We start from the raw sequence: 24,170 nt of genomic DNA, 5'->3' as shown, positions 1-24,170 counted from the left end.
CGTTAGGGAATGTTTCACTAATCCGACCCCAGATACATAGCGAGCTCTTCAGGGACTCTGTTGAAGCGCGTCTGGCTTAGTTCTACGTCGCCCAGAAAGTAGGCTTCGGTGAACTCGGAATTCTGAAGAAACTGTGCCTCTTCGAAGGAGGCTGAGCCGTCGAAGCGGGTTCTGTTGAATTTTGCATCACCGCAGAAAATTGCCCTGTTAAACAGAAATGAAGAATTTTTCTCTGAGTCGATCGGCTGGACGAATTCGGCTTCGCTTCCGAGGTCTTGCCAGAGGTGCAGCTCGTCAACTGATTTGAAGGCGTGGAAATGTGCTTCCCTGAAGTTGGCGTCACGATTAAAACGCGCAGAGATGAAATTGGCGGAGTAGTCGAACTCCGCCTCAACGAATCGAGCGAGCCCGCCGAAGTTTGCCTCGCGAAAATCTGACGCGACGAGGTATGCTCGACCAAATTCTGCGTACCCTGTTACGCGCGCCTTATTGAAAGTGACACGTCGGTCAAACCTTGCGTGATAGAAGTAGGCGTTGGCATTGAATTTTGCGGAACTAAAGCTAGATCCCTTCTTGAATTGAGCGTTAGCGAACGCCGCAGTCTCTTTGAATAGGGAACTATTGAACGACGAAAAGCCGCCGAAGTGGCCGCCGTCGAAATTGGCGAAACCCTCGAACTCGGCCTCGTCGAATCGAGTGGTGTTGCGGGTTTTTATGTTTTCGAAATTACAGCTTCCCTTGAAGGTTGAATTTTTGAACTGCATGCCATGTGTGCGCGCATTGGAGAGGTCGAAGTCAATCAGCGTCGCGCCCGTGAGGTCGAGATTGATATCGGGCCAGAAGGTGAGGGCGGGTCGTGACAACCAGCGCGTCCAGGAGCGAGCGGGCGTTTGGGGCCTTAGGTGGTCGCGCAGTATGCGTTGGGCGGTGAGCCTGACTTCGCGTTCTTGATGAGTTTCCTGATCTGCGCTCCTTGATGTTGCTTCCGAAGCGATTCCTGAGCAGGGTCGAGTTTTTGTGGGCCGCAATGGAGCGCGAAGCCCTTGGAGTTTTCTGCTGCCGGGTGCGCGAGGTGGGGTATAGGGGGATCGCAAGTACGCGCAGATGACGTCGACAATGGTCTGTCGATGGTCGGCATTGTCCTGAGCGACACGTTCGAGGGCGTAGAGTCCGCCCTGGCGCACTGCGGCCTTGTCCGAGCCCAACTGGTCAACGGCCTTGACGTAGAGCTCGGTCAGCCGACGTTCGGTGGCATCATGCTCGGTGGCCTGCTGGCGGCGTAGTGCCAGTGCCAGCGTGATCAATGCGCCAATGCCGGCGCCGACGGCGAGTCCGGTGCGCACAGTGTCGAGCCGTTCTGCGGCGGTGCCGGGGTTGAGCACGGTGAGCAGCACTGTCACTGCTGCTGCGGTACTGATCAGCACTGGCAGGGCGATCATCAGGATCGGTCGCCACCAGCTTGCTCCGCCACGTCGTCTGCTCACCTGACGATCATCCCGTGACCGGCTCGGCAGCGACATACCACCCGCCTCACATCCGGCCAGGCGAAGGCAACGCGTCGTGCCTGATTCAGGCATGAGGCAGTTTCGCATTTGTCGCGGCGGTTCGGAACAGTGGGTTACGGCTTGCACGCGACATCGTCGGAAGATTTCTGGGGGCTATGCCCCCAGTATACCCGCTGAGTCGTGCGAGGCGGTGGGCGAGAAGAATTTCGAAGCCCTGTTTCGCCGCCGTTCGCAGCGGGAGAGGGGAGTGGCTCACGGTGCTCCCCTCCCCCGCTGGGGGAGCGGCAAGCGGATGCGTCACCGCAGGAGGTGCCTGTGGCGGGTTCCTGGTTAGCCGATCTGAGGGGTGTCCCGGGGAGCCCGGTTCGGGGAGTGGGGAGCGTCTCCCCTGGCTTGCGTCGGTGGCGTGGTGGACCGGCGTAGCTCGCGTGTGCCACCTTTGTTCGTGCCGTTTCCGATGGGAGCCGGAAAGCGGACCCGGTTCACCGTCCGGACGGTCGGTTGCCGGGTTTGCGCTGGCTGGGCCTGTTCGATCAGGGGACCGGCGCGGCGGTCATGGTGCGCCGGTAGCGTGCCGCAGCTCGGTTCGCCCTTGCGAGTAGCCGCGAATCCACATGTCTTGTAGTGCGTGTTCCCGATTGGTTTCTGGCGCCTTCCACGGGCAGTTATCGGCGCATTCTCCGGCCAGCGCGGACGCGCGGCCCTTCTCCTGGGCGGCGAGAATGTCTTTGGGTCCGAGTACGTCCGCTGCGTTCGGGTTCGGGTTCATGCGGTCATCTCTCCCAGGGACTGTGCTTTGGCTGTGCGGGCAGCTTGTCTGTCGGATTCCCTGCCCATCGCGCTGAACTTCCACTCGGCGAAGGTGATGCGACCGTGGCGGCCCCACCACGTCCGTAGTTCCTCCGAGGCGTACTTGCGGGCGCGGGCGCTCGCGCCGGAGAACAGCGATTCCGGATCGACTCCAGCGACGGTGCCCTCATGGTTGAGTAGATGGCCCCTGCAGTCTTGCTCGGCCTGCAGGTAGGAGGTGTAGACGTAGCAGTTGTACTCCTCCCGGCAGGCCTGTTCGGCTGTGAGGTTGCGGCCGGGGCGTCGGGCCGGATTGGTGAGGGGACTGGCGTCGATCTCGGCCTGTTCGGCGGCCGCTCGGGCGCGTTGTTCGGCTACTTTCTGGGCCTGCCACGAGGCGATTTCGGCGTCGCGGGTGCGGGCCAGGTCCTCGCGCCATTCCAGGGTCGCGACGATCTGTTCCTGTGCTGCCGGATCGCCATGCAGGTGGATGAACTCGGCCATCAGTTCGTCGTCGGTGAGCTTCCACGTGAGCTCAGGCGTGTACTGCTCCGCCCTTCTGAGTGGGGGACTGGCGGCTGCTGCTGGCGCCTCGTGCGGGTCGCTTCCGGCCTGCTCGGTGAGCCGTCGCAGACCGGCGATGTCGCGGTCCAGCAGCGCGACGTAGTGGTCGAGTGCGTCCCAGTCGCCTGCCTCGTTGGCGGCTCTGCAGGCCCTGTCGTTGCGGCCCAACCGCTGCCGGATGTTGGCCAGCGTGCGCCGCTGCGGATCGTCGTGGCATGGGCATCGCCGACCGTGCGGCGGTACTTCGTGCCGTGCCCTGCACATGTCCCCTCACCCTCCAGATGCTGATCACCTTTCGGCGTTCTCTGTACCTGCACGGGGACCGGCGGATGTCCTCAACCGGCCGAAATAGGTGGAAACCGGGGCCAGCGCTGCTGAGGTTCGGTAGTGCTCCTCGGTCAGATCACCGATGCGGACGTCCCGATCGCGCCTCGACGCTGAGGCACTGACCGGGCGGAGGGCGCACGGGCGCGCTGGGGAGTGGTGTTCGTGCAGCTGAAGTTGGTAGTGCCGGGGCTGGCGTTGACGCTGGCCGGAACGCTCGGGGTGGCAGCCGAACACATGCAAGTGCTCACGGCGCAACGGCAGGAAGCCGCGCAGGCGCACGACTACCAGGTCGCGCAGTTGCTGCCGCGCTCCCCTCAGGCGGAGTTGCAGGTCTTCTATTCGTTGCTCGCGCGCCGCGAGTCCAAGCGGGCGTGCTTCCTCCTGGCCGAGCCGGTGCGGCAGCTGTTCGCGGCCGCTCATGGCGCGAGCGACTGCGTCAGCGCGATGGACCAGCTCGCCGCCAAGGTCACCGACAAGGCCCGCTACGAGATGCCGATCTACGACACGGCTACTGCCATCACCGTGCAGGGCGACCTTGCGACTGTCGACGCGTGCGCGGTGTCATGGAGCACGGTTCTCGGTGGAGGGTTCGAGGCAGGTCCGAAGCTAGGTCGCTGGCAGCTGGCCCGTCAGCACGGTCAGGGCTACTTGATCGTCGGCTGGCAGCCCTGTCCGCCCTCGACCTCGTCACCGACCAACAGGCCGTCAAGCACTACCCGGCACCTGCCGCCATCGACAACTTCTGGCAGCGCTACCGCACGTTGGCTGCCCAGTTATCCAGCGGGCTACGCGGTGGTGCTCGCACAGGCCATCGGGCGCGGGAGCACCGGCGCCTGCGAGACCTTCTTCACCGATACCAGCCGTGCGCAGTTCGCGTCGGCATTCGGCGCGGCAAGCTGCGCAGAGGCCATCACCTCGCTGTCGAGCCGGGTCTCCGACGCGAGCAACTATGGCAACCCACGCGGCGCGATCGCAATCGCGGGATCACCTGGCCACGCAACCGTTGACGCGTGCTCGCTGACCTGGGCCAGCGCGATGACGGGCACTAAAGCACCTGGTCCGCAGATAGGACGGCTGATTCTGCAAACCCAGGCCGGCGGGGTCGGTTATGTGATTGCAGGCTTCCGGCCCTGTTGACGCACGCGGATTTTCCCGTTTCCGGGCAAGCCCACTTCCGTCGTACTACTATCTCTGCTATATTTTCATGTGTCAGGCGAGGGATTCGCACCCCGGACCTGGCGATCACGACAATCACCGACAGAAGGACACGACATGCGCGAGGCCATCACCCCGACGGTCGAGGTCGCGGGGCACCGCGACGCGGACACCGGCGAGATCGACCTGGTTGTCTACGTCGACGGCAAGCCGCAGGAGTCCGTGCTGTGGCACATCTTCGACATCACCACGTGGCCCGAGGAGCAGTTCGACGGCCAGGGGAGGATCCCGCAGAGCCTGTGGCGCGCGGAGGCGCATCACATCGCCAGCATGGGCAGCCCCACGTTTTCGTACATGGTCGACGCGTACTCGACGATCGATGAGAAGCGCACGGCCTCGGACTTGTACCCGGCGGCGGACGCACAGTTGGGCGCGACCGACGTGGACGAGCTGGACCCTCGCGCCTGGTACGCGGCGGCCAACAGGACTCCGGCGGTTACGGCGATGTCGGCCGCACACGGCGTCGTGGCGCTGTGCGCGTTCCGCAACAGCGAGGGTGAGGCGGCACGCGAGAAGGCCGAGGAGGCGCTGTGCGCCTATCGCGCGGCGACGCACTACCGCCAGCGGAACCTGACGGATGCGCTGATCGGCCTTCTGTCCGACTTGCGGCAGTTCGCCGACGCGCGGGAGATCCGATTGGAGGGTCGCCCGCACAAGCGCGACACGATCGCCTGCGCGCTCGCGGAACTGCTGGTCGCAGTACGAGAGAACGCCGTATCGGAGTGGTGGGCAGGCGACCTGGGCCTTGACGCCCGTGCGGGGAGCCTGGACGAAGTGGGGCCCCGTGCGTGCGGGATTGACGAGACGCGGCCTGAGGACGTCTACCACGCCATCACGGAGATGGCCTATCGCCGGTACTTCGAGGAAATCACCCGCGAGCCGTAGAGGTGTTGCGGGGAGGGCGACTGCCGCCTGAAGGCCCTCCCCGCGCTCAACTCCGCCTGGCGTCAGGGATTCGCACCTCTGCGCCAGGCCGTTATCACGACAACCCCAGTTCGAAAAGGACACAAGCAGATGCAGACTTCGACGGCACCGACGATCGAGATCGCCGGTCATCGCGATGAGCAGACCCATGAATTCCGCCTGACCGTCTTGGTCGACGGCAAGCGGCATGACACCGTGCGCTGGCAGATCGTTGACCCGGCGGCGATCACCGGCCCCGTATCGATGGCCGCGTGGCGGGCGATGGCTTGGATGGCGACGAGGGAGACCTCAACGGGCTACGCGCGCAAGATCACCGAGTTCTACGGCAAGGCGGAGAAGAACGTCGAACTGCACGACGACCGTCAAGCGGCCGAGAATGCGCAGCTGGACGCGACCCTCATCGCTGAACTTGCCCCGTCCACGTGGTTCCGGGCGGCGGCGGGTAGTGCCAATCCCAACAACCTCAACGCCGCGCGTGCGGTGGTCGCGGTGCGAGTGTTCGGTACGTGCCCAGCATCGAGTCGCAACGAGGCGCTCAAGACCGTGATGGCGGCCTATCGGGACGCCGCAGGCAGCCGAAATGAGAGCCTCGCGACGAGCCTTAGGGATCTGTTCACCGACCTGCGGCACCTCGCGGACGCATGGCGGATCCAGGTCGAGGGCGAGCAGGATCCGGACAACGAGTTCGGGCAGGCGATCGCAGGCCTGATGGGTGCGCTGGAGGAGGCCGCCGTCAGCATGTGGGCTGATGACCTTGCGGTTCCTGGTCTGCTTTGCTCGCCGCACCTCGCTGAGTACGCGCTGAACAATCTCAAGATCACCGCTTACAACCGCTATCACGACAACGTCGTGCGAGGCGCCTGAGCGAGTAGATGAGGAACGCGCAGCGGTTGCCATCGATCGTTGCGCGTTCCCCCTTGTGGCGCACCGCTAACTCTGCCGATTGTGATCCGGGGCGCGGCGACAAGGCAGGAGTTCGCCTTGCGCAGCTTGTTCTGTCATGGGGGGTTGCTCGCCGTGCCCGTTGCGCCCCGAGACGGCGGGTGACGTTGAGCGACGTCGGGCCGTCGATTAGCAGGCCAAGTGGCGATGAGAGGTGTAGCGGGGCCGGCGCACGCACCCGAAGGTGTTTCGCACGGCGCCGACCCCTGATCACGACAACAACCCAGGATGAGACCCGAATCGCGTCGGTTTGAGTATAGGCGCTGGTCAAGACCTCTCCCACTGTACTGCTATCTCTGCTATATTTTCATGTGTCAGGCGAGGGATTCGCACCCCGGACCTGGTGATCACGAACAACTACAGAGTGGAGTACCTGATGAGGGAGACGTCTTCTATTGTCTCGGCGACGCTAGTCCTGGCAGGGAGGCAGACCTGCGAGGATCTCGGGGTCAGCAGGTTCGGCGAGGCAGACGCGATGGTGTCCCTACTGCTGGGGCCGGTGCTGTACCGCATCCGCAAACCAGCGCTGGTTGTCGATCGCATCTACCAGGTGTGGAAGACGGCAGCTATCTACCGGGCTCGCCTGCCAAGGGCACTCGGTTCGGTCCCTCTGCCGAAGACTGGAAGCCTGGCCACCTGCGTGCTCAACCTGACGGCCTACCCGGCTGTGGCGGCCCACCTGACCTCAGGTCAGACCGCGCTGGACAAGCCACACCTCGCTATCCAAGTGGGCGCGCTGCACCTGGAGATCAAGGACCTAGACGCCTACGAGTCCACCTTGGACGCCTGGCAGCGAGCACGGGAGTTGATACGTCCCGAAGAGTGATCGAAGTGCGTGAGGGCCTCTGCGGAGGCCCTCACCCGGTTGTCCACAGGCCCCTATTCATCCACAGGGCACACGATCCAAGTCTCGTTTTGCTCAACTGCCCACCACAGTTCAGGTCAGGAAGTCCACACACCGGATCCAACCGATCGCGACGCTGCACCCCAGGAGGAACCGCAATGTCCAGCCACGAGTGGTATCTGGGTCCTATCGAGATGCCGGATGCCGCCGTATCCCGCGGTAGCGCTGACAACGAGACCGCTGCCCGCCTGCAGGCGTTCAAGGAGGCTGAGTGCCTGATCCGGACCGGTCACGTTGAACCGTTCGCCATCGTCGTCGGCGACCTGCCAGTCGCGTTCCTCGCACCGGCGGTCACGGTCGACGGCAAGGTCGACGCCGACGAGAGCCTGGGCATACTGGCTCGCATCCGCAACGACTTGGGAGTAGATGCCAGATGATTCGTGCCGGGCGTGACGTCATCGACCGCGCCGGGATCGCCGCGCTCGTCGGCATGAGTTCCTCCGTGGCCGCCAAACGCAAGCCGTGGGCTGTGCCCGGTCACCCGGAACCTGTCACCGCGTACCGGCCGGCCAACGGACGCCCGGCGATGTGGGACAAGCTGCAGGCCACGAAGTTCGCGGAGGGCAAGCGCGTGCCGGACCTTCCGACGCACGACTCCCCGTCGGATCTGCTCGACCGGTTCGAGGCGGCGGAGTTGGCGGGCATGACGAACGGCGCTTGGGAGTCTGCCTATCAGCACGGACGCATCGCGAGCGACTTCGAGTTCTTCGGTGTCCCGCACTGGTACCGCCGCACCGTCGAGGCTATCCGGGACAACCCGCCTACCCGCGGTCGGCCTCGAGGTACGACAGGCGGGAGGCACCAGGACTCCATCGAGCTTGAACAACGCATCCGCAACTACGTCGGAGAGGTCGGCAGGCCGATGACCAATGCCGACATCGCACAGCGCATGGGCTTGCACCTCAATACGGTGGCCATCCACATGGCGCGAATCCGCGAGAACGCGGACTGACAGCAGGGATCGGCGTGTTTCCGAGCCACCTGTAAGGCCGGTCGCTGCGACGTGGGCAGGGGGTCTGCCCTTGTCATGTGCTGGCTTAGGTGTACGGGCTCCGCGCTTTCACCGATGTCCGCTGGCCTGGGGCTCGGCGACGCTACGTCTCCACATCGACCTTGAAATGAGCCACGTGCCAGGGGACGACGCGGTTGCGGTTTTGATGGGTGGGGGAGGACGGTCACGATGCTGCTCGAACACCGCGCGAGGGGTGTAGTCGGCACAACCCGTGGCTGGGCGGGAGCGCGGCTGTTGCTCACTCGGTGCCTGTGCACCACGGCGTCGCCGACGATCTTGCTCATGTCACAGCAAGTGGCCGACGGGACGGCGGACTGATGACGCGTCGGTATGTTCTGCTTGCGGCCGCACCAGAAGAAGCTGACCTACTTGCCTTGGTGCAGCGTTGGTTGCGCGAGCGGGGCGCCGTTCCTGCGCCGAACGTTCGGGTGGTTGCCGATCCCGTGCGACAGATAACCTTCGCTCGCATCGAGTTCGGGCTCAGCAACGGCCTGAGCGAGCTCAAAGAAGATCTTCAACGCATCGCGGAGTTCTGGCCGCTGGAAGCCTGGCGCCTGCAAGTTCAGCAACGCCCGCGAATCCTCGTGTCGGCAGGTGGCGACGACCGCCGTCTACATGGGGTCCTGGCACTGCATCAACAAGGTCGGCTAGACGGCGACGTCGTTGCAGTCGTATCTCAACATCAAGCCGTGCAGGCTCTTGCCGAGGTCTATGACGTGCCGTTCGTGCACCTAGACCGTGACGACGAAGTGCCGTCGGACGGCGATCTGATGCACTTCGCCACGCAGACCGCGGCTCATCTGGTCGTCATGACGCAATCCATGCAAATCCTGTCGACGCAGGGCATCGGTCATGAGTCGGGCGGCGTCGAAGGGTTGTTGTCGGCACCAGTTCCACTTCAAGTGAGTCCCGGGGTGTACCTGTCGGATGTCAGCGCTCTGCGTACCGCGGTGCGGTGGCACGAGCGTGGAGAGCTATTCACCTGGCGTGGCGAGATGGTGCACGTGGCTCCATAGCAGCGGGGCGTCTGCCAGGTACATCACACGACTTGAGCGGTGCGCCCATCGTCGCGCGGCAGCTAGCCTGAGACGGCGAGATCATGCGGGCAGCCGGCCTCGACACGTTCGAACGTGGCGACGTGTTCGACCGCGTGGCTCGATTGCGTCCCGCACCTGAGGAAACCGACACGGCCCGCATGGACAACCTGATCGGGAACGTGCGGGCCCTCCTGTCGATTCCCGACGTGGCCGATAGTGAGCTGTTCACACCTGGTGGGCCGGTGGCGCACGCCGCTCCTTGGCTTGCGGCACTGCATGCAGCCGGTCAGCAACTCGGCCACGACGCTGGACAATGCCTGCTGAACCGTGGTCTGCGGGCCATCCTCACCCACGTGGTGATCTTCCACTGGAACCGGTTCGGCCTGTCAGCCTCCAGCCAGGGCGTCCTCGCCCGCGCGGCGGCAGCAGCCCTGCTTCCTCGGAGTTGACCGTGGTCCACACGCCGAATCTGGTCACGTTGTTCCGTGTGGTCGGCCCCGCGTGCGCGGGGAAGACATCGCGACCGCCATGCCAGCGAGCATGGTGTCGGGATTACCCCCGCGCGGGGAAGATTGGCCGAGTCCGAAGACGTTGTTCTTCAGCCAGGGATCACCCCCGCGTGCGCGAGTAAGACAAATCGGCGATCCAGTGCTCGGCGTATGGGTGGGGATCACCCCTGCGTGCGCAGGGAAGACTCGATCGCGCTGCCACCGGATGTCGCGTTCGTGGGATCACCCCGCGTGCGCGGGGAAGACACCGGGCCCGACGCGCAGGAACGGCCGCGGACCGGATCACCCCGCGTGCGCGGGGAAGACGTACCGGTGGTGTCCACCTTGTACACGCGGTCGGGATCACCCCCGCGTGCGCGGGGAGGACCCGTGGTGACGGTCGCGGGCATGTCAGCTCTCCGGATCACCCCCGCGTGCGCGCGGGGAAGACCACGTGCCCAGCACCGGGACAACCGGGGACACGGGATCACCCCCGCGTGCGCGGGGAAGACTGCAAGCCCAACCACGTCGAGACCGGCATGGAGGGACCACCCCCGTGTGCGCGGGGAAGACTCGCGGCGGCCCCACTGGTTGAAGTTGAGGACGGGACCACCCCGCCTGCGCGGGGAAGACAAGTCCGGCGAGGCACTTGAGTGGGTAATAAACGGACCACCCCCGCGTGCGGGGAAGGCGGCGAACTCGGCCGAGGCGCGAGCTACGTGCAGGGACCACCCCCGTGTGCGCGGGGAAGACTACGGCGCAGGGAACCAGTTCCCAGACGGCACGGGACCACCCCCGCGTGCGCGGGAGGACCAGGTCGACACGAACGGGTTCGTGGCCGTCGCAGGACCAACCCCGCGTGCGCGGGGAAGACATCTACGGATTCCCGATGAGCCACGCGCTGTCGGGACCACCCCCGGCGTGCGTGGGGAAGACCTTGCCGCAATCGCTGCCAAATCCACCGACCTGGGATCACCCCGCGTGCGAGGGGAAGGCTAACTCGCCGAACCCAAGTGGTCGCTCTACCGCGGACCACCCCGCGTGCGCGGGAAGACATCGTGCCCAGCATGATCCACTCCCCTTCGCCGGGACCACCCCCACGTGCGCGGGGAAGACTCGCCAAGGGGCGACGCCGGACCCTGGCCGCTGGGACTACCCCCGCGTGCGTGGGGAAGACCGCGACGTCGTGGTGTCGGCCTCGCGGGTGGAAGGACCATCCCCGCGTGGGCTGGGAAGGCGCGTTCACCCCATCCGTCCGCTACCCGGACACCGGACCACCCCCGCGTGCGCGGGGAAGACTGTGGGGTGCTGACCGTGTGGGACGTGGACGCGGGACTACCCCCGCGTGTGCGGGGAAGACGACCCGAAAGGACGGCCGGTCTGGTCGTTCTCCGGACCACTCCCGCGTGTGCGGGGAAGACATCGACACCCGTCCTGGTGCGCGGACGGTCGTGGGACCACCCCCCCGCGTGCGCGGGAAGACCCGGTTCCGTTGAAGCAGAAGGATCTGCACGCGGGACCCCCCGCGTGCGCAGGGAAGACGTCGTGGTCCTGGAATCGACTGTCTGGCTTGGGACCACCCTCGCGTGCGCGCGGAAGACATGGTGTTCGGCCCGGCCAGCCTTACCGAACCGGGACCACCCCGCGTGCACGGGGAAGAGGTGGTGGACGTGATCGGCACCGGCGCGGACCAGGGGTCACTCTCGCGTACGCGAGGAAGACCTTCAGGAGGTAGTGCCCGTCATCGGCCTTCATGGGACCACCCCCGCATGCGCGGGGAAGACCCGGTCTTCTGCTTGTCCTGCGTGGTTTTCTGGGGGCCACCCCCGCGTGCGCGGGAAAGACTCGGGCACGGTGATCTCACCTCCTGTCCTTTCTGGACCACCCCCACGTGCGCTGGAAGACCTGAAGGCGATGGTGGAAAATAGCCAACTCTTGGGGACCACCCCTGCGTGCACAGGGAAGACATGTGCGTGCGCCGCAACGAGCTGGGCTACCTGGGACCCCCGTGTGCCTGGGGAAGGCGGCCTTGCCGGTGCCGGTGAGCGCGCCGGCCAACGGATCACCCCTGCGTGTGCGGGGAAGACGTGCTGCGAGCCTTCAGCAGACGCGCACGTACGGGACCACTCCCGCGTGCGTGGGAGGACGACTTCGGCAGGCACTGGGAATCCCTCGACGCTGGACGAGCCCCGCGTGCGCGGGAAGACCAGGCGACTTCGGCCTCGTCCTTCATTTGGATCGGACCATCTCCACGTGCGCGGAGGAGACACCAGCGACCGCGCGCGGACCAAGGACGGCCACGGACCATCCCCGCGTGCGCGAGGAAGACGGCGCGGTGGGCTTGGCACCCGGCGCGGTCGGCGGACCACCCCGCGTGCGTGGGGAAGACGGAAGCGAACCCTTCCAGCCGGAGAGCATGGTGAGACCACCCCGCGTGCGCGCGGGAAGACGCCGCGAAGTACGCGTCGGGTGAGCTGATGGAGGGACCAACCCCGCGTGCGCGGGGAAGACTATGCGGGTGCCGAGGTTGGTCAGGGCCAAGGCGGGACCCCCCGCGTGCGAGGGAAGACACTTCCCGACCAGCATTCATGGTTGAGCTTGGTGTGATTTGCTTCAATTGGACAGGTCAGCACCGCCGTTTGCTGGCGTTGCTCCAGCCTTGTCGGCGCGGCTCAGAAAGTTCGCCAGTGTCCTCCGAGCCGGACGTAGAGCGCAGCATCAACGTAAGTCCTCCTGGCAGATTTCGGAGCCAGATTCCCCTGCATGCGGGGGACAGAGTTGAGCGGTCAAGCGACAGTTGTGTCTGCTCCGCCTGTGCGGCTTCGCAGTACGTCACAGGTGGTGCTATGAACTACGCAGGGAGTACCTTCGCGCGTGAGGAAGGCCAGCGAGCAGGTCAGAACAGAAGGCTGGCCTTGGTTTGTCATCCAATTGTCAAAGGTCTGCCGCCAGATGCTGGCGGGTGCATGTCCTGCATCTTAGTTTGAAGCTGAGTCGGCTTGCGTATTTGGGCGCTTCGGAAGCTTCGATCAAGTGGAAGATGAACTTGGGGTAAGCCAAGATTATCTGCGGTTCAGTACAGGCTACTGCGATCGAGTGGTTCTCTGCCCGAATGGAGTAGAGCATCCAGATCTAGCTCTGAATCTCCTCTGAAGTCTGTTTTCATGGCTTCTCGCAGGTGGCCAGTTCGAGCTGTGTTGGAGTGCGGTGAGCAGTGCTGGGACCACGCCGTTGCTGTGGGCGGCCTGGGGGAAATCCGCAGCCAGAGTCATCCCTCACCCGCTGGTGTGCCACGTCCTCGACACTGCGACGGTGGCGTCGCGGCTGTTCGCCTTGATGCTCGGTCCGCGCTGCCGCGATGAGCTGGAGAGCGCGTTCTCGGTGCTGGGCGGCACGAAAGAGTGGGTCGCCCTGCTCTGCGGGCTACATGATCTTGGGAAGTATTCCCCCACGTTCCAGGGGCTGAACGCCGGCCTCGCGGAGCAACGCTTTGGAGGGACTGCCGCAGTCGATGTGCGGCGGGTGCGGCGACAGCCAGGTCTTCCCAGGCTGGACACTCCGCACGGACTGCTGACTGCCCTGCACATGAAGGATCTGCTCAACTCCTGGGGCGCTGAGGCTCACATCGCCGAACGAATTGCGGTGGTGCTCGGTGGCCACCACGGGCATTTCCCCGCTGGCCAGGCGTTTGGGCAGGCCAGGGTCCAGATCAACAACCACGGCGGCGAGCAGTGGAAGTTCTGGCGTGACGACCTGGTCGAGGCAGTGATCAGGGCACTCGGATTGCCCGATCCGCGCACCCTTCCTTGGAACCAGGTGCGCTTGAGCGCGACCGCCGCCGTCGGGCTCGCCGGATTGACCACGATGAGCGATTGGATCGCGTCGGACCCACGCAACTACCGGTCACCTGAGTCCGAAATGGACCTCGGCGACTACCTGCGTGCGGCGGAGACCTTCGCGGACGAGGCCGTCGCACGGTTGGATCTGCAACCGTGGACGCCACCGGAGGATACGAGCTTCACCGCGCTCTTCTCCGCCGAGACGCCCCGCCCTGTCCAGGCCGTGGTCGAGAGACTGCTGCGAGGGCGCGATGAACCGACGATGTTGGTGGTGGAAGCACCGACCGGTGAGGGCAAATCGAAAGCGGCTCTGCAGGCGGCCGCGACCCTAGTGCGCAGCCTTGGGCTTGCCGGTGCCTACGTGGGGATGCCCACGCAGGCGACGAGCAACCAGATGCTCGGTGAGTTCGAGTTGATGCTCGCCCACATCGGCGACACCTCGGCAGTGCGATTGATTCATTCCAACGCCAAGGAGTTCCTGGACGGCAGGGTCACAACGCCCACTGAAGTCGGACTGGACGACTCCGACGACTCCGATGTTGCCGCGCAAGAGTGGTTCACCCGTAAGAAGAGTCTGCTCTCGCCCTTGGGCGTGGGCACGGTCGACCAGGTGCTGAAGGGCGCGATCCGGTCCGGTCACGTGTTCGTCCGGCTGGCGGCGCTGTCGAACAAGGTCGTGGTGATCGACGAGGTGCATGCCTACGACACCTACATGTCCACTCTGCTCGATCGGTTGCTCATGTGGCTGGGGTACATGGGGATCTCGGTTCTGCTGTTGTCGGCGACGCTGCCCTCCCGCCGGCGAGAGGAACTGACCGCGGCGTGGCGAGCAGGGGCGCGAAGCTGCGTGCCTCGCGACGTGCCGCCGTTGCCGGGATCGACCGCGTATCCGCGGGTCACTCTGGTCGGCAGCGATACGAGCACGGTGGAGAGCGCCGACGTCTCCGAGTTGAATCAGGACCGGAGGGCGCGCATCGAACGGGTCGAGGAACACAACGTCGCGGGATGGGCACTGGCCCGAGCGGTAGCGGGCCAGTGCGTTGCGGTCGTGCACAACCTCGTCAGCAGGGCCAAGGCGACCACTGACGCGTTGGCCAAGAGGATCTCTGAGCTTCCCGAACGTGAGCGACCGCGGCTGATCACGATCACTGGGCAGTTGGCCGCAGGGCACCGCAGAGCTGTGGAAGCGGATCTCAAGGCCGAGTTCGGCCCTGGGGGCACCCGATCGCCGGCGATCGTGGTGGGAACGCAGGTCCTGGAACAGAGTCTCGACCTGGACTTCGACGTGATGCTCACCGACCTGGCCCCGATCGACGCGCTGATCCAACGGGTTGGACGCGTACATCGCCACAGCCGAAAGAAACGGGGCGTGCTCACCCTGGCCATCACCGGCGTTGTGCAAACGGCCGCCGGGCCGGTATTTCCGACCTACACCACCAATGTATACGCGCCCATGGTGTTGCTGCGGACGTGGGCGTCGTTGCAGCACAAAGAGGAGCTGTGTTCCCCACTGGAGGTGCAGAGACTCATCGATGCGGTCTACGGGCCGCCCGAGGCGATCGAATGCCCGCCGGGGTGGGAACAAGTCTGGACTCGCGCGAACGAGCGGCTGGAACGCTCACTCGAGAAGGACAAACACGACGCTCAATTGATGTACCTGCCGCTGCCGGTGGCCGCACACCGACTCGCAGATCTGACCACACGACCGCAGAACCCGGGCAAGACCAGAAAGAGCCGCCACCGATGAGTACCGACGGCGAGGCACATGACCTGGTGGTCGACGTCGTGCTACTGCACACCAGCGGAGACGATGTCACTGTTGCGGTGTGCGGACACAGTCCTGTCCTGCTGACCTCACCAGACCCACTTCTCCCCAGCACTCTTCGCGAACTGCTCGACTCGTGTGCGACGTTGACAGCGCACGTCGGTGTACCCGCCGAAGTCGTCCGAGCGATGCGGGAAACGGAAGTGCCGCGAGCGTTTGAGAATTCGCCGTGGCTGAGGAAGCGTCGAGCTTTGGTCTTCGTCGGCGGCCGGTGCTCAGTCGGTGATCACGTCCTTGCCTACGACGAGAGGATCGGCGTGTACGCCGAGGAAGCCCTGTGACCTCAAGCCAACCTGCCTCCTACGACCTGCTCACACAGGCGTGGCTGCCCGTGGTCGATCTCAACGGCCGCCAGGAGCTCGTCAGCCTGGCACGGCTGGTTCTCAGCGCGCACCGCATCCGCCGCATCGTCGGCGAAACGTCTTCAATGACCGCAGCGCTGCACCGGCTCGTGCTAGCACTGCTCCACCGCGCCTATGGTCCCGCCTCCGAGGAGGAATGGGCACAGCTGTGGAAGCTGCCGAGCTTGCCGTCCACTCCGTTGGTCGGATACCTGCGTGGCCAGGAAAGCCGCTTCGATCTCTTCGACGCCCAGCACCCCTTCCTGCAATGCACAGGGCTGGCCAGACTGGTGCCCGCCACTGCGGCCAAGCTCGTTCCTTACCGGTCTGTGGGCAACAACGTGACGCTGTTCGACAAGACGATCGACAGCGATCAGGTTCTGCTCACGCCTGCGGAGGCAGCTCGCTGGCTGGTCACCGTGCAGTCGTTTGATCCCGGAGGCATGAAGACGCCGTTCGAGAAGGACAAGTCCTCTCAGCGTGCGCCGTGCGCGTTGCTCGGAGTGGTTCTCGTGGAGGGCGAGACGCTCAAAGAAACACTGCTGCTGAACATGCTGACGTATCGGCCTGAACACGAACAGCCGGCGCCCAGCACGGCTGACGACGGCCCGATCTGGGAGCAGAAGACCTCGCCTTCGCCGCTACCGGACAAGCGAGCGCCGCGAGGATGGACGGATCTGCTGACGTGGCCAGCTCGCCGCATCCTGTTGTCAGCACAGCAGACCGACGGGGCACTGGTCGTCAACGGAGTCACCATCACGCCCGGAGTGCGGCTCAACACCGAGCTCGTCCACGTGGAGATGATGGCCGCATTCCGCAAACCCTCCGGCCCCAAAGGGCAACCAAAGCGGGACGCGCCGATGTTGCCGGTACGACTGCATCCGGTACGAGGAGTGTGGCGGCACAGCGTGGAGCTGCTGATGACCAACCTCTGGGAGGAGGGCCGCACTCGGCAACGTCCACGCACGCTGGAACAGATCTCTGAACTCGCCGAGCGCGGGCACCTTCCCGCTGACGCGGTCTACACGCTGCGAGTGTTCGACCAGAAGCTTGATTCGAAAGGAACGGTGGTGGAGACCTGGCTTGAGGAGGTCGTTCCCGCACCGGTCGCCGTGTTGCGTTCCAGAGACAAGACACTCGGAGGGCTGCTGGGGTGTGCGATCGCGTATGCGGACAACGTCGGAGCCGCTCTGCGTCACATGCAGCGCAACTACCGCGTCGAGAAGCAGGGCAACCGGGAGAACAAGCGGGTGACGCCCACCTGGAGCCTCGACGTCGAATACTGGCCGAAGCTGACACGGCCGTTTGCGACCTATCTTGTGGACGTCGCCCGAGCGAGTGAGGAAGGCGAGTCCTCACAAGAACCGACCAACGTGTGGCAGAAGCAGGTCGCCGCCATCGCGCGACACGCCGCAGATCGCTGGGCCGAAGGTTCACCCGCGGAAGGACGCGACCTCCTCCTTAGAGGGAAGCATCAGGGCCAGTTCCTCGGCCGCCTCAGCGAGCTGACTCGCACGTTCCACGCCGAGGCCGCCGCGTACATCATCACGAAAGAAGCCGCGTGACCACATCGATCGTCGAGCGGCGCCAGGCGTTCACCGCTGACCTTTACCGTCTGAACAGCGCGTTGGCGTCCCCGGTGCCTCACCGCGTGTCGGAGGCCCGGCAAGTTCTGGCGAGGTTGCGACGCAGCTTCGCTGGTCCCCGGCAGCAAGCCGAAGCCTACGACTTCATCTTCGCCCACAACCCACCCGAGGCTGAACAGGAAATCTGGTTGCTGACAGCGGGGCTGTTCGCTCTACACCCCCAACCCCGGAGAAACACGCGCTCGCTCGGCGCCTCCATGGGAGGGCTCGTCTCAGTACGAGGTGAATCGGTGACTCGCCGGTTCACTCAACTGATTGCCCGCGATCGCACCGCTTTGGCTCACCAACTGCGCCAGGTGATTCGCCTGCTCAACTCCGAGAAGGTGCCGGTCGACTACGACCAGCTCCTCGGCGACCTCGTCGTACTTCTCGGTGATCGCTACCGAGGTGACGAGGCCCAGCGAATCCGGCTCCGATGGGCGCGCGAGTTCCACTACCGCCCAGGTGCGCGCGAGTCCACTGAGGACTCTTCAACGCCCGCCGACACGAACTGAACTGACAACCACGGAGACCTTCCAGTGATCATTGAACTGCACCTGCTCCAGTCCTTTCCCGTCAGCAACCTCAACCGTGACGACGTCGGTCAGCCCAAGACCGCGACGTTCGGCGGCCACACCCGTGGACGGGTCTCCAGCCAGTGTTTCAAGCGCGCTACCCGTCAGCTGTTCAACAACTACGGTCTCGAGAAGTCCGAAACCGCCGTCCGCACCAAGCGGCTGCTCGACCATGCCGCCACCGCTCTGGCCGACAACGGACGCGACGCGGAACTGGCGATTCAGGTCGTCACGACGGGCCTGCAGCAACTCGGCTTCGGAGTGGACGAGAACACGAGGCTCACGGAGTACCTGCTGTTCGTCGGCCGGCACGCCATCGACCACCTGACGAGCTACTGCGACGACAACTGGGACACCCTGCACGCGATCGCAGCCAAGAACAAGGCCGGCGCGGACAAGGCCAAAGACAGCAAGAAGACGGAGAACGGCGAGTCGAAGAAGGGAGGCAAGGTAACCAAACCGGACAAGGCAGCGGTAGAGCAGGCGCGCCGCATCCTCGACGCCAGCCGCGTCGCCGACGTCGCGCTCTTCGGGCGCATGATCGCCGACAACAAGGACTTCAACGTCGAAGCCGCCTCCCAGGTGGCCCACGCCATCAGCACGCATGCCGTGGTCAACGAGTTCGACTTCTACACAGCGGTCGACGACCTCAAACCTCAGGGAGAGTCCGGTGCCGACATGATCGGCACCATCGACTTCAACTCCGCCTGCTACTACCGCTACGCCAACCTCGACCTCAACCAGCTGACCGAAAACCTCTCCGGTGACCAGGACTTGGTCAGCCGCACCGCACGTGCCTGGCTGTACTCGTTCATCCACGCCATGCCCACCGGGGCACAGAACTCCATGGCGGCACGCACGATGCCCGACACGCTCCTCGGAGTCGTCCGTGATCGGGGCGCGTGGAACCTCGCCAATGCGTTCCAGAACCCCGTCGCCGACGCAGACATCATGGCCGCCTCCACTGAGCGACTCACCCAGCACTTCCACCGGCTACGCGGCTTTTACGGAAGCAGCGACCTCCGGGCAGTTGCTGCAGCCTCGGTCACGGGGGAACTGCCGCACCTCGACAACGCGGACATCGTCGCCAGCATCGACGCCTTCAGCGAACGAATCCTCGCCGGGGCAACGGCTTGACCACGGCGACGTCACTGGCCCTGTGCTTCGACGCACCCATGCAGTCCTGGGGAACCCGATCACGAGGCATCATCCGGGACACCATGCTCGAACCCACAAAGTCCGGCGTCGTCGGACTGATTGCTGCCGCCCTCGGTATTTCGAGGGAAGACGATCATGCCATCGCAGAGCTCGCGCGGCTGAAGCTCGCCGTCCGGGTTGACCGCGAAGGCATCCTCGAACGCGACTACCACACCACTCAGAACGTCCCCACTACGAAGGGGACTGGTCACCGCACGGTAGTCAGCGAGCGTTACTACCTGGCCGATGCGCTGTTCCTCGTCGTGCTTGAAGGAGACGAGCATCTGCTGTCCCGCATAGCTTCCGCAGTCGACCGGCCGCACTGGCCGATCTTTTTCGGCCGACGAGCCTTCGTGCCGGCACGGCCACTGCTTCCGCTAAACGGCGGGCCAGTCGGGTCCACCGCAGAAGGTTTGCTCATGCGCGAGCCTTGGCTGGAGATGTCGAAGACCGTGCGGGACATCGAACTCTCAAAAACCGAACGCGCCGACCTGCGCACGGTCGTCGACTGCCCCGCGACAGACAGGCGTGCGGAAGTCCGCCACGACCACCCCGTCAGCCTCGCCGAAGGCAGGCGCCGATACGCAACCCGGACCGTGCTTGTCGAGCAAGTCAGCCTGACCGACAGCATGATCACCACCGGAGACTCCTCGTGTTCTTGAGCAAACTCACCATCAACGTGCGATCCCGTGAGTTCCGCCGTGACTACGCCAACGTTCACGACATGCATCGCACCATCATGAGCGCCTATCCCGACCTCAGCGAGGGGACGCCGGCCCGGCTCGAGCACAAGGTCCTCTGGCGGCTGGACGTAACCCAAAGCGGGTACACCCAGTACGTCCAGAGCCACACAGAACCGGACTGGAGCCGACTGCCGACCGGACACCTCATGACACAAGCCGAGGTACGACCGCTCGCGCCGGTGCTCGAGGCAATCGCTCCCGGACGGAAGTTCTCCTTCCGCCTGCTCGCGAACCCAACCCGCAGTGCCCGAGTCGAGAACGGCCAGGACGTACGCAAACGCCGTGCGCATACGACACCTGAAGCACAGATCGAGTGGCTCATCAGCCGCGGCGAGCGCGACGGCTTCGTCATCCCCACCGTGCGCCGCGGTGAGCCCGACGTCGCACCATCGCCCGTTCCCACATTGCTCGGCCAGAAGAAGGACCAGGGCAAGATCACTGTGGTACCGGTTCGGTTCGATGGACACCTGATCGTCACCGATGCCAACGCATTCAGCAACGCGGTGATCAATGGCGTGGGACGAGCCAAGGCGTACGGTTGCGGCCTGATCAGCCTCGCACCGCCGGCAACTGACAGGTAAGTAAACCCTTTCCGATCGGCACACAACGGCGCCGTGGTCGACGCGATGGACGTTCGGGACCACCCAGCGTGCGCGGGGAAACGTGCGCCTGGGGTGGGGTCCAGGTACACGGGGCGGACCACCCCCCCGCGTGCGCGGGGAAAACAGTGCTCTGGCGGTCGTCACTATCCCCTCCCAAGGACCACCCCTGCGTGCGCGGGGAAAACTCGGGCCCGGAGATCGTCGGGCAAACGCTGCCGGGACCACCCCCGCGTGCGCGGGGAAACTACACCGGTGCGGCCGCGACCGGGATCGTGAAGAGACCACCCCCGCGTGCGCAGGGAAGATGAAGGTAAGCCGACGCCGATCACGCCAGTCGAGGGACCACCCCCGCGTGCGCGGGGAAACTGGTGCCGCGAGCTGATGCGCGCCGAGACCTGGGGACCACCCCTGCGTGTGCGGGGAACATGGCCGCAGATCCGTCGCTGCCGAGCGTGCCAGGACCATCTCCGCGTACGCGGGGAAACACAGCGGAGATCCGCCGGCAGGTCCGGCTGGAGGTACCGTCCCCGCGTGCGGGGGAGCTTGATCATGCCGCGCACCAGCCTGTGCCCGTTGGGACCACCCCCGCGTGCGCGCGGAAACATCACGGATCTGGTCGGCGGCGTGGATCTGGAGGGGCCACCCCCTGCGTGCGCCGTTGACAGTACTGGCGACCTTCAGGGCGAGAAGCGCTGCGAGAGACCCTCGCGTGGCCGTGGACGACAAACGCTGCGAGAAGACCGGCGAATACATACTGGGAACACCCCTCGTGCGCGGGGAAGACACGGCGACCGTGAGCCGGACGCCATCGGGCTTGGAAACACCCCCGCGCGCACTTGGGAAGACTGACTGCCGTCGATACCCCAGATCGGCACCGTGGGAGTACCCCCGCGTGCGCGGGGAAGACAAACGCGTGCCAGCTCTGCCGCATCTGGCGGCGGGAACACCCCCGCGTGCGCGGGGAAACGGCGCACTGTCGCGGATGGACGAGCCGGCGAAGGGACTACCCCCGCGTACGCGGGAAAACAGCCGGACTCGCAGGTCGGACACGACCATCGTGGGACCACCCCCGCGTGCGCGGGGAAAACGAACCACGCGGCGAACGCCTGGCCCAGCTCCTGTGGACCACCCCGCGTACGCGGGGAAACAAGACGAACGTCACGGAGAAGCTGCACGCACGGGGACCACCCCCGCTTCCGCGGAAACCCGCTGGACATCAAGACCTCCCGCAGCGGCGTGGGACCACCCCCGCGTGCGCGGGAAATAAATAAGGAGGCGATGGACGTGAGCGCGTCTCGCCTGGGACCACCTCCGCGTGCGCGGCAAAATCCGCCTACTCGGGGCGATGAAGGACTTGTTCTGGGGACCCACCCCCGCGTTCGGGGAAAATACCGCGGCCGGACGCTGACGCTGAGCAACAGGGGACCACCTCGCACGCGCGAGAAACCGCGAGATCCAGCAGGCCAGCCTGGACGGCAAGGGATCACCCCCGTGTGCGGCAGGGAAACGCCGGAGCTCCACCGACGACGACGTTGTTGGTGGGACCACCCAGCGTGCGTGGGGAAACCCGTTACAGAAGAAGGACCGGATCACCCTCGGAGGATCACCCCCACGTGCGCAGGGAAAACCGGCTGTGGCGCCCCAGGCTGCGAGACCACGGACCCCTCGCGTGCGCGGGAAAACACCATTCTGCCGGACGGGCGCGACCCGGCCGAGGGACCACCCCCGCGTGCGCGGGGAAACGAGGCCAAGAACGACGAGGAGAAGGCCGAACTGGGACCGCCCCCGCGTGCGCGGGGAAACAACTACGGAACGCGCAAGCAGGTCCGAGTTACGGGACCACCCACGCGTGCGCGGGTAGAACCGCACTGCGGACTTGGGTCGGTAGGTGATGACGGGACCACCCCGCGTGCGCAGGGAGAACGGCTACGACGACTTCGAGCTGTTCAGCCCTGAGGGACCACCCCCGCGTGTGCGGGGAGAGTCAGACCGAGGCGGACCTGGTGGTGATGGCGCGGGGACCACCCCCGCGTGCGCGGGGAGAACGTCGGCCTAGTAGCCGCGAGGTTCCGCGGCGAGGGACCACCCCGCGTGCGCAGGGAGAGCTGGCCGAACCCTCATCCTCGGCATGATCATCAAGGGACCACCTACGAGTGCGCGGGGAGAACCACGGCCCGGCGGGCGGCTTGGACATCGACAAGGGACCACCCCGCTTGCGTGGGGAAGGCATCTGGTGACGAACCGTCGATTCGCGCGGGCGTGGATCACCCCTGGGTGCCCATGAAAACCTCGAGGCGCACCCCAGGTGACTACCGGCCGCCAGAACCACCACCCCCCCGGCGTGCGCGGGGAAACCATGGCGCGATCGGTGACGGTGTCACCGACGACGGACCACCCCGCGTGCGCGGGAGACCAGCACGTCTGGTTCGCAAGGCAAAGACTATCCCCGCCCAACGAGGGCAAACTTCCAGGCGCCGCTGTCCGGCCCGGTCGGCGAGGGACCACCCCCGCGTGCGTGGGGAAACAACTTTGGCCTCAAGCCGCACACCAAGCTCCAGGGACCACCCCCGTGTGGATGGGGAACTGAGTTTGGCAGGGGTCGTCGACCTGAGCGTTAGGACCACCCCCGCGTGCGCGCGGAGCATCTGCCGGACACCTCCGCCGAATACCCGACGATGGGGCCATCCTCGCGCGGAGACAACTGGCCGGACCGGTTGGCGGTCATGAGCCGGTGGGATCCCTGCCTGTGCCGGAGAACGTCGTTCCACCGCGTTGGCCGGTGCTCAGCTGGGAGCCTCCCCGCGTGTGGAGGGTGAACGCCCAGTTCGTGGAAGACCAGGTCTCCTGCAAGGGAACACCCCCGTGTGCGGGGAACTCGACGAATCAGCGCTAAGTCGTCGAGTTCTTCCTGCGGACGCAGAAAGAACTCGGGAGTGATTCGCGTCGTGAACGCAGGCTCGGGATCACCCCGCGTGCGCGACCAGAACGGGCCTGGCCGGAAGCCCGCTCGTGTCCAACTGGATCATCCTGAGTGCGCAGGGGAGAACTACGAGGCAATCATCAACAGAAAGGTCTGGAAGGGATCATCCCCACATGTGTGGGGAGAAACCCGCCTCGGCCTTGGCGGGCTATCTGAGCCATGAGAACACCCCCGCGTGTGCGGAGAGGGCCAACTGGTGACTCCAGGGTCGATCCCGCTGCAAGGAACATCCCAGTGTAGGCGGGGGAGAACATCACCGCAGGCTGTTCAGACGGCGATATTCGGGGGCCCCTGGCGTACGCTGGGGAAACCCGGCGAACGCCTTGGTCAAGGGCGCCCTTGATGGGACGCCCGCGTGCGCGGGAATACGTCGTTTCCGATGCCACGCTCGCCAGTGGCAGGGGGCCACCCCCGCGTGCGCGGGAAACAACCGCGCGAACGGCGCCCGGTTCCCCGTCGAGGGATCACCCCGCGCGGGGGAAACGGCTGGTGCGCCCCGTGCGACATCCGCTACGAGGGACCACCCCCGCGTACGCGGGGAAAACTTTACGCCTGGCGTGTAGATCAGCTGGGTTGAGGGGCCAACCCCGCGTACGCGGGAAAACACTTCTTGAATAGCTCAGTTGCGCAGCCTAACGCCCAAACAGCATCGGCGTTGCCGGGCAAATGGTCCGACGAGAAAGTTGGAGCTGTGCGACCAAGATGTCGAAGGACACCGCTCTCAAAGCACGACCTG

General features: G+C 65.2%; 18 protein-coding genes. 15 read left to right on the top strand and 3 right to left on the bottom strand.

From position 1 onward, the window contains the following. Window positions 1–17 precede the first annotated feature (17 nt). The 3 genes from JNUCC0626_RS32200 to JNUCC0626_RS32190 form a co-directional block, all read right to left on the bottom strand. Complete coding sequence (locus JNUCC0626_RS32200) at window positions 18–1,484, bottom strand: pentapeptide repeat-containing protein (protein WP_394614521.1); 1,467 nt, start codon at window positions 1,482–1,484, stop codon at window positions 18–20. Between the two features lie 574 nt (window positions 1,485–2,058). Next, the gene (locus tag JNUCC0626_RS32195) at window positions 2,059–2,274 is read right to left on the bottom strand and encodes an Rmf/CrpP family protein (RefSeq protein WP_394614520.1); all 216 of its coding nucleotides are present in this window, start codon (window positions 2,272–2,274) and stop codon (window positions 2,059–2,061) included. After that, a complete protein-coding gene (locus JNUCC0626_RS32190) occupies window positions 2,271–3,122 on the bottom strand; it encodes a hypothetical protein (protein ID WP_394614519.1) in 852 nt (283 codons plus the stop codon). Before JNUCC0626_RS32190 ends, JNUCC0626_RS32195 begins: the two co-directional genes overlap by 4 nt. A 219-nt stretch (window positions 3,123–3,341) precedes the next feature. Here JNUCC0626_RS32190 and JNUCC0626_RS32185 point away from each other — a divergent pair, with 219 nt between their 5' ends. From JNUCC0626_RS32185 to cas6e, 15 genes are all read left to right on the top strand, one after another. Beyond that, on the top strand, window positions 3,342–4,322 hold the full coding sequence (locus JNUCC0626_RS32185) for a hypothetical protein (RefSeq protein ID WP_394614518.1): 981 nt from the start codon (window positions 3,342–3,344) through the stop codon (window positions 4,320–4,322). 135 nt (window positions 4,323–4,457) lie between these two features. Beyond that, window positions 4,458–5,285 (top strand): hypothetical protein, encoded by an 828-nt coding sequence (locus tag JNUCC0626_RS32180; protein ID WP_394614517.1) that lies wholly within the window; start codon window positions 4,458–4,460, stop codon window positions 5,283–5,285. 129 nt (window positions 5,286–5,414) lie between these two features. Beyond that, entirely contained in the window at window positions 5,415–6,188 is a 774-nt protein-coding gene (locus tag JNUCC0626_RS32175; protein WP_394614516.1) for a hypothetical protein, read from the top strand. Window positions 6,189–6,609: 421 nt separating this feature from the next. Beyond that, window positions 6,610–7,092: a hypothetical protein gene (locus JNUCC0626_RS32170; RefSeq protein ID WP_394614515.1), complete on the top strand. Its 483-nt coding sequence runs from the start codon at window positions 6,610–6,612 to the stop codon at window positions 7,090–7,092. Between the two features lie 176 nt (window positions 7,093–7,268). Next, entirely contained in the window at window positions 7,269–7,547 is a 279-nt protein-coding gene (locus JNUCC0626_RS32165; protein WP_394614514.1) for a hypothetical protein, read from the top strand. Then, complete coding sequence (locus JNUCC0626_RS32160) at window positions 7,544–8,122, top strand: hypothetical protein (RefSeq protein WP_394614513.1); 579 nt, start codon at window positions 7,544–7,546, stop codon at window positions 8,120–8,122. The genes JNUCC0626_RS32165 and JNUCC0626_RS32160 overlap by 4 nt, the downstream gene beginning before the upstream one ends. A 311-nt stretch (window positions 8,123–8,433) precedes the next feature. Next, window positions 8,434–9,198: a hypothetical protein gene (locus JNUCC0626_RS32155; RefSeq protein WP_394614512.1), complete on the top strand. Its 765-nt coding sequence runs from the start codon at window positions 8,434–8,436 to the stop codon at window positions 9,196–9,198. Window positions 9,199–9,281: 83 nt separating this feature from the next. Beyond that, window positions 9,282–9,668, top strand: coding sequence for a thiopeptide-type bacteriocin biosynthesis protein (locus tag JNUCC0626_RS32150; protein WP_394614511.1), 387 nt, complete (start codon window positions 9,282–9,284; stop codon window positions 9,666–9,668). Window positions 9,669–12,914: 3,246 nt separating this feature from the next. Further along, complete coding sequence (gene cas3, locus JNUCC0626_RS32145; RefSeq protein ID WP_394614510.1) at window positions 12,915–15,293, top strand: CRISPR-associated helicase Cas3'; 2,379 nt, start codon at window positions 12,915–12,917, stop codon at window positions 15,291–15,293. Continuing rightward, window positions 15,290–15,652, top strand: coding sequence for a hypothetical protein (locus tag JNUCC0626_RS32140; protein WP_394614509.1), 363 nt, complete (start codon window positions 15,290–15,292; stop codon window positions 15,650–15,652). The genes cas3 and JNUCC0626_RS32140 overlap by 4 nt, the downstream gene beginning before the upstream one ends. Further along, the gene (casA, locus tag JNUCC0626_RS32135) at window positions 15,649–17,277 is read left to right on the top strand and encodes a type I-E CRISPR-associated protein Cse1/CasA (protein ID WP_394614508.1); all 1,629 of its coding nucleotides are present in this window, start codon (window positions 15,649–15,651) and stop codon (window positions 17,275–17,277) included. Before JNUCC0626_RS32140 ends, casA begins: the two co-directional genes overlap by 4 nt. Then, window positions 17,274–17,852 carry a type I-E CRISPR-associated protein Cse2/CasB gene (casB, locus tag JNUCC0626_RS32130; protein WP_394614507.1) on the top strand — a complete coding sequence of 193 codons (579 nt, stop codon included), beginning with the start codon at window positions 17,274–17,276 and terminating at the stop codon, window positions 17,850–17,852. Before casA ends, casB begins: the two co-directional genes overlap by 4 nt. A gap of 24 nt (window positions 17,853–17,876) precedes the next feature. Continuing rightward, the gene (gene cas7e / locus JNUCC0626_RS32125) at window positions 17,877–19,049 is read left to right on the top strand and encodes a type I-E CRISPR-associated protein Cas7/Cse4/CasC (RefSeq protein WP_394614506.1); all 1,173 of its coding nucleotides are present in this window, start codon (window positions 17,877–17,879) and stop codon (window positions 19,047–19,049) included. Then, on the top strand, window positions 19,046–19,771 hold the full coding sequence (gene cas5e / locus JNUCC0626_RS32120; RefSeq protein ID WP_394614505.1) for a type I-E CRISPR-associated protein Cas5/CasD: 726 nt from the start codon (window positions 19,046–19,048) through the stop codon (window positions 19,769–19,771). The genes cas7e and cas5e overlap by 4 nt, the downstream gene beginning before the upstream one ends. Then, window positions 19,762–20,433: a type I-E CRISPR-associated protein Cas6/Cse3/CasE gene (gene cas6e / locus JNUCC0626_RS32115; RefSeq protein ID WP_394614504.1), complete on the top strand. Its 672-nt coding sequence runs from the start codon at window positions 19,762–19,764 to the stop codon at window positions 20,431–20,433. The genes cas5e and cas6e overlap by 10 nt, the downstream gene beginning before the upstream one ends. Window positions 20,434–24,170: the final 3,737 nt, after the last annotated feature.

It is taken from the genome of Lentzea sp. JNUCC 0626 (assembly GCF_043632865.1).
Lineage (GTDB): Bacteria > Actinomycetota > Actinomycetes > Mycobacteriales > Pseudonocardiaceae > Lentzea.
Note: the sequence above shows the minus strand (reverse complement) of the source record. Positions and strands in the feature narration are given on the sequence as shown.

Bases quoted from the DNA above. Each gene is read 5' to 3' on its own strand.
- JNUCC0626_RS32180 (WP_394614517.1), top strand. From the start codon at position 4,458: ATGCGCGAGGCCATCACCCCGACGGTCGAGGTCGCGGGGCACCGCGAC.
- JNUCC0626_RS32190 (WP_394614519.1), bottom strand. From the start codon at position 3,122: ATGTGCAGGGCACGGCACGAAGTACCGCCGCACGGTCGGCGATGCCCA.
- JNUCC0626_RS32165 (WP_394614514.1), top strand. From the start codon at position 7,269: ATGTCCAGCCACGAGTGGTATCTGGGTCCTATCGAGATGCCGGATGCC.
- JNUCC0626_RS32160 (WP_394614513.1), top strand. From the start codon at position 7,544: ATGATTCGTGCCGGGCGTGACGTCATCGACCGCGCCGGGATCGCCGCG.
- JNUCC0626_RS32175 (WP_394614516.1), top strand. From the start codon at position 5,415: ATGCAGACTTCGACGGCACCGACGATCGAGATCGCCGGTCATCGCGAT.
- JNUCC0626_RS32150 (WP_394614511.1), top strand. From the start codon at position 9,282: ATGCGGGCAGCCGGCCTCGACACGTTCGAACGTGGCGACGTGTTCGAC.
- JNUCC0626_RS32140 (WP_394614509.1), top strand. From the start codon at position 15,290: ATGAGTACCGACGGCGAGGCACATGACCTGGTGGTCGACGTCGTGCTA.
- JNUCC0626_RS32195 (WP_394614520.1), bottom strand. From the start codon at position 2,274: ATGAACCCGAACCCGAACGCAGCGGACGTACTCGGACCCAAAGACATT.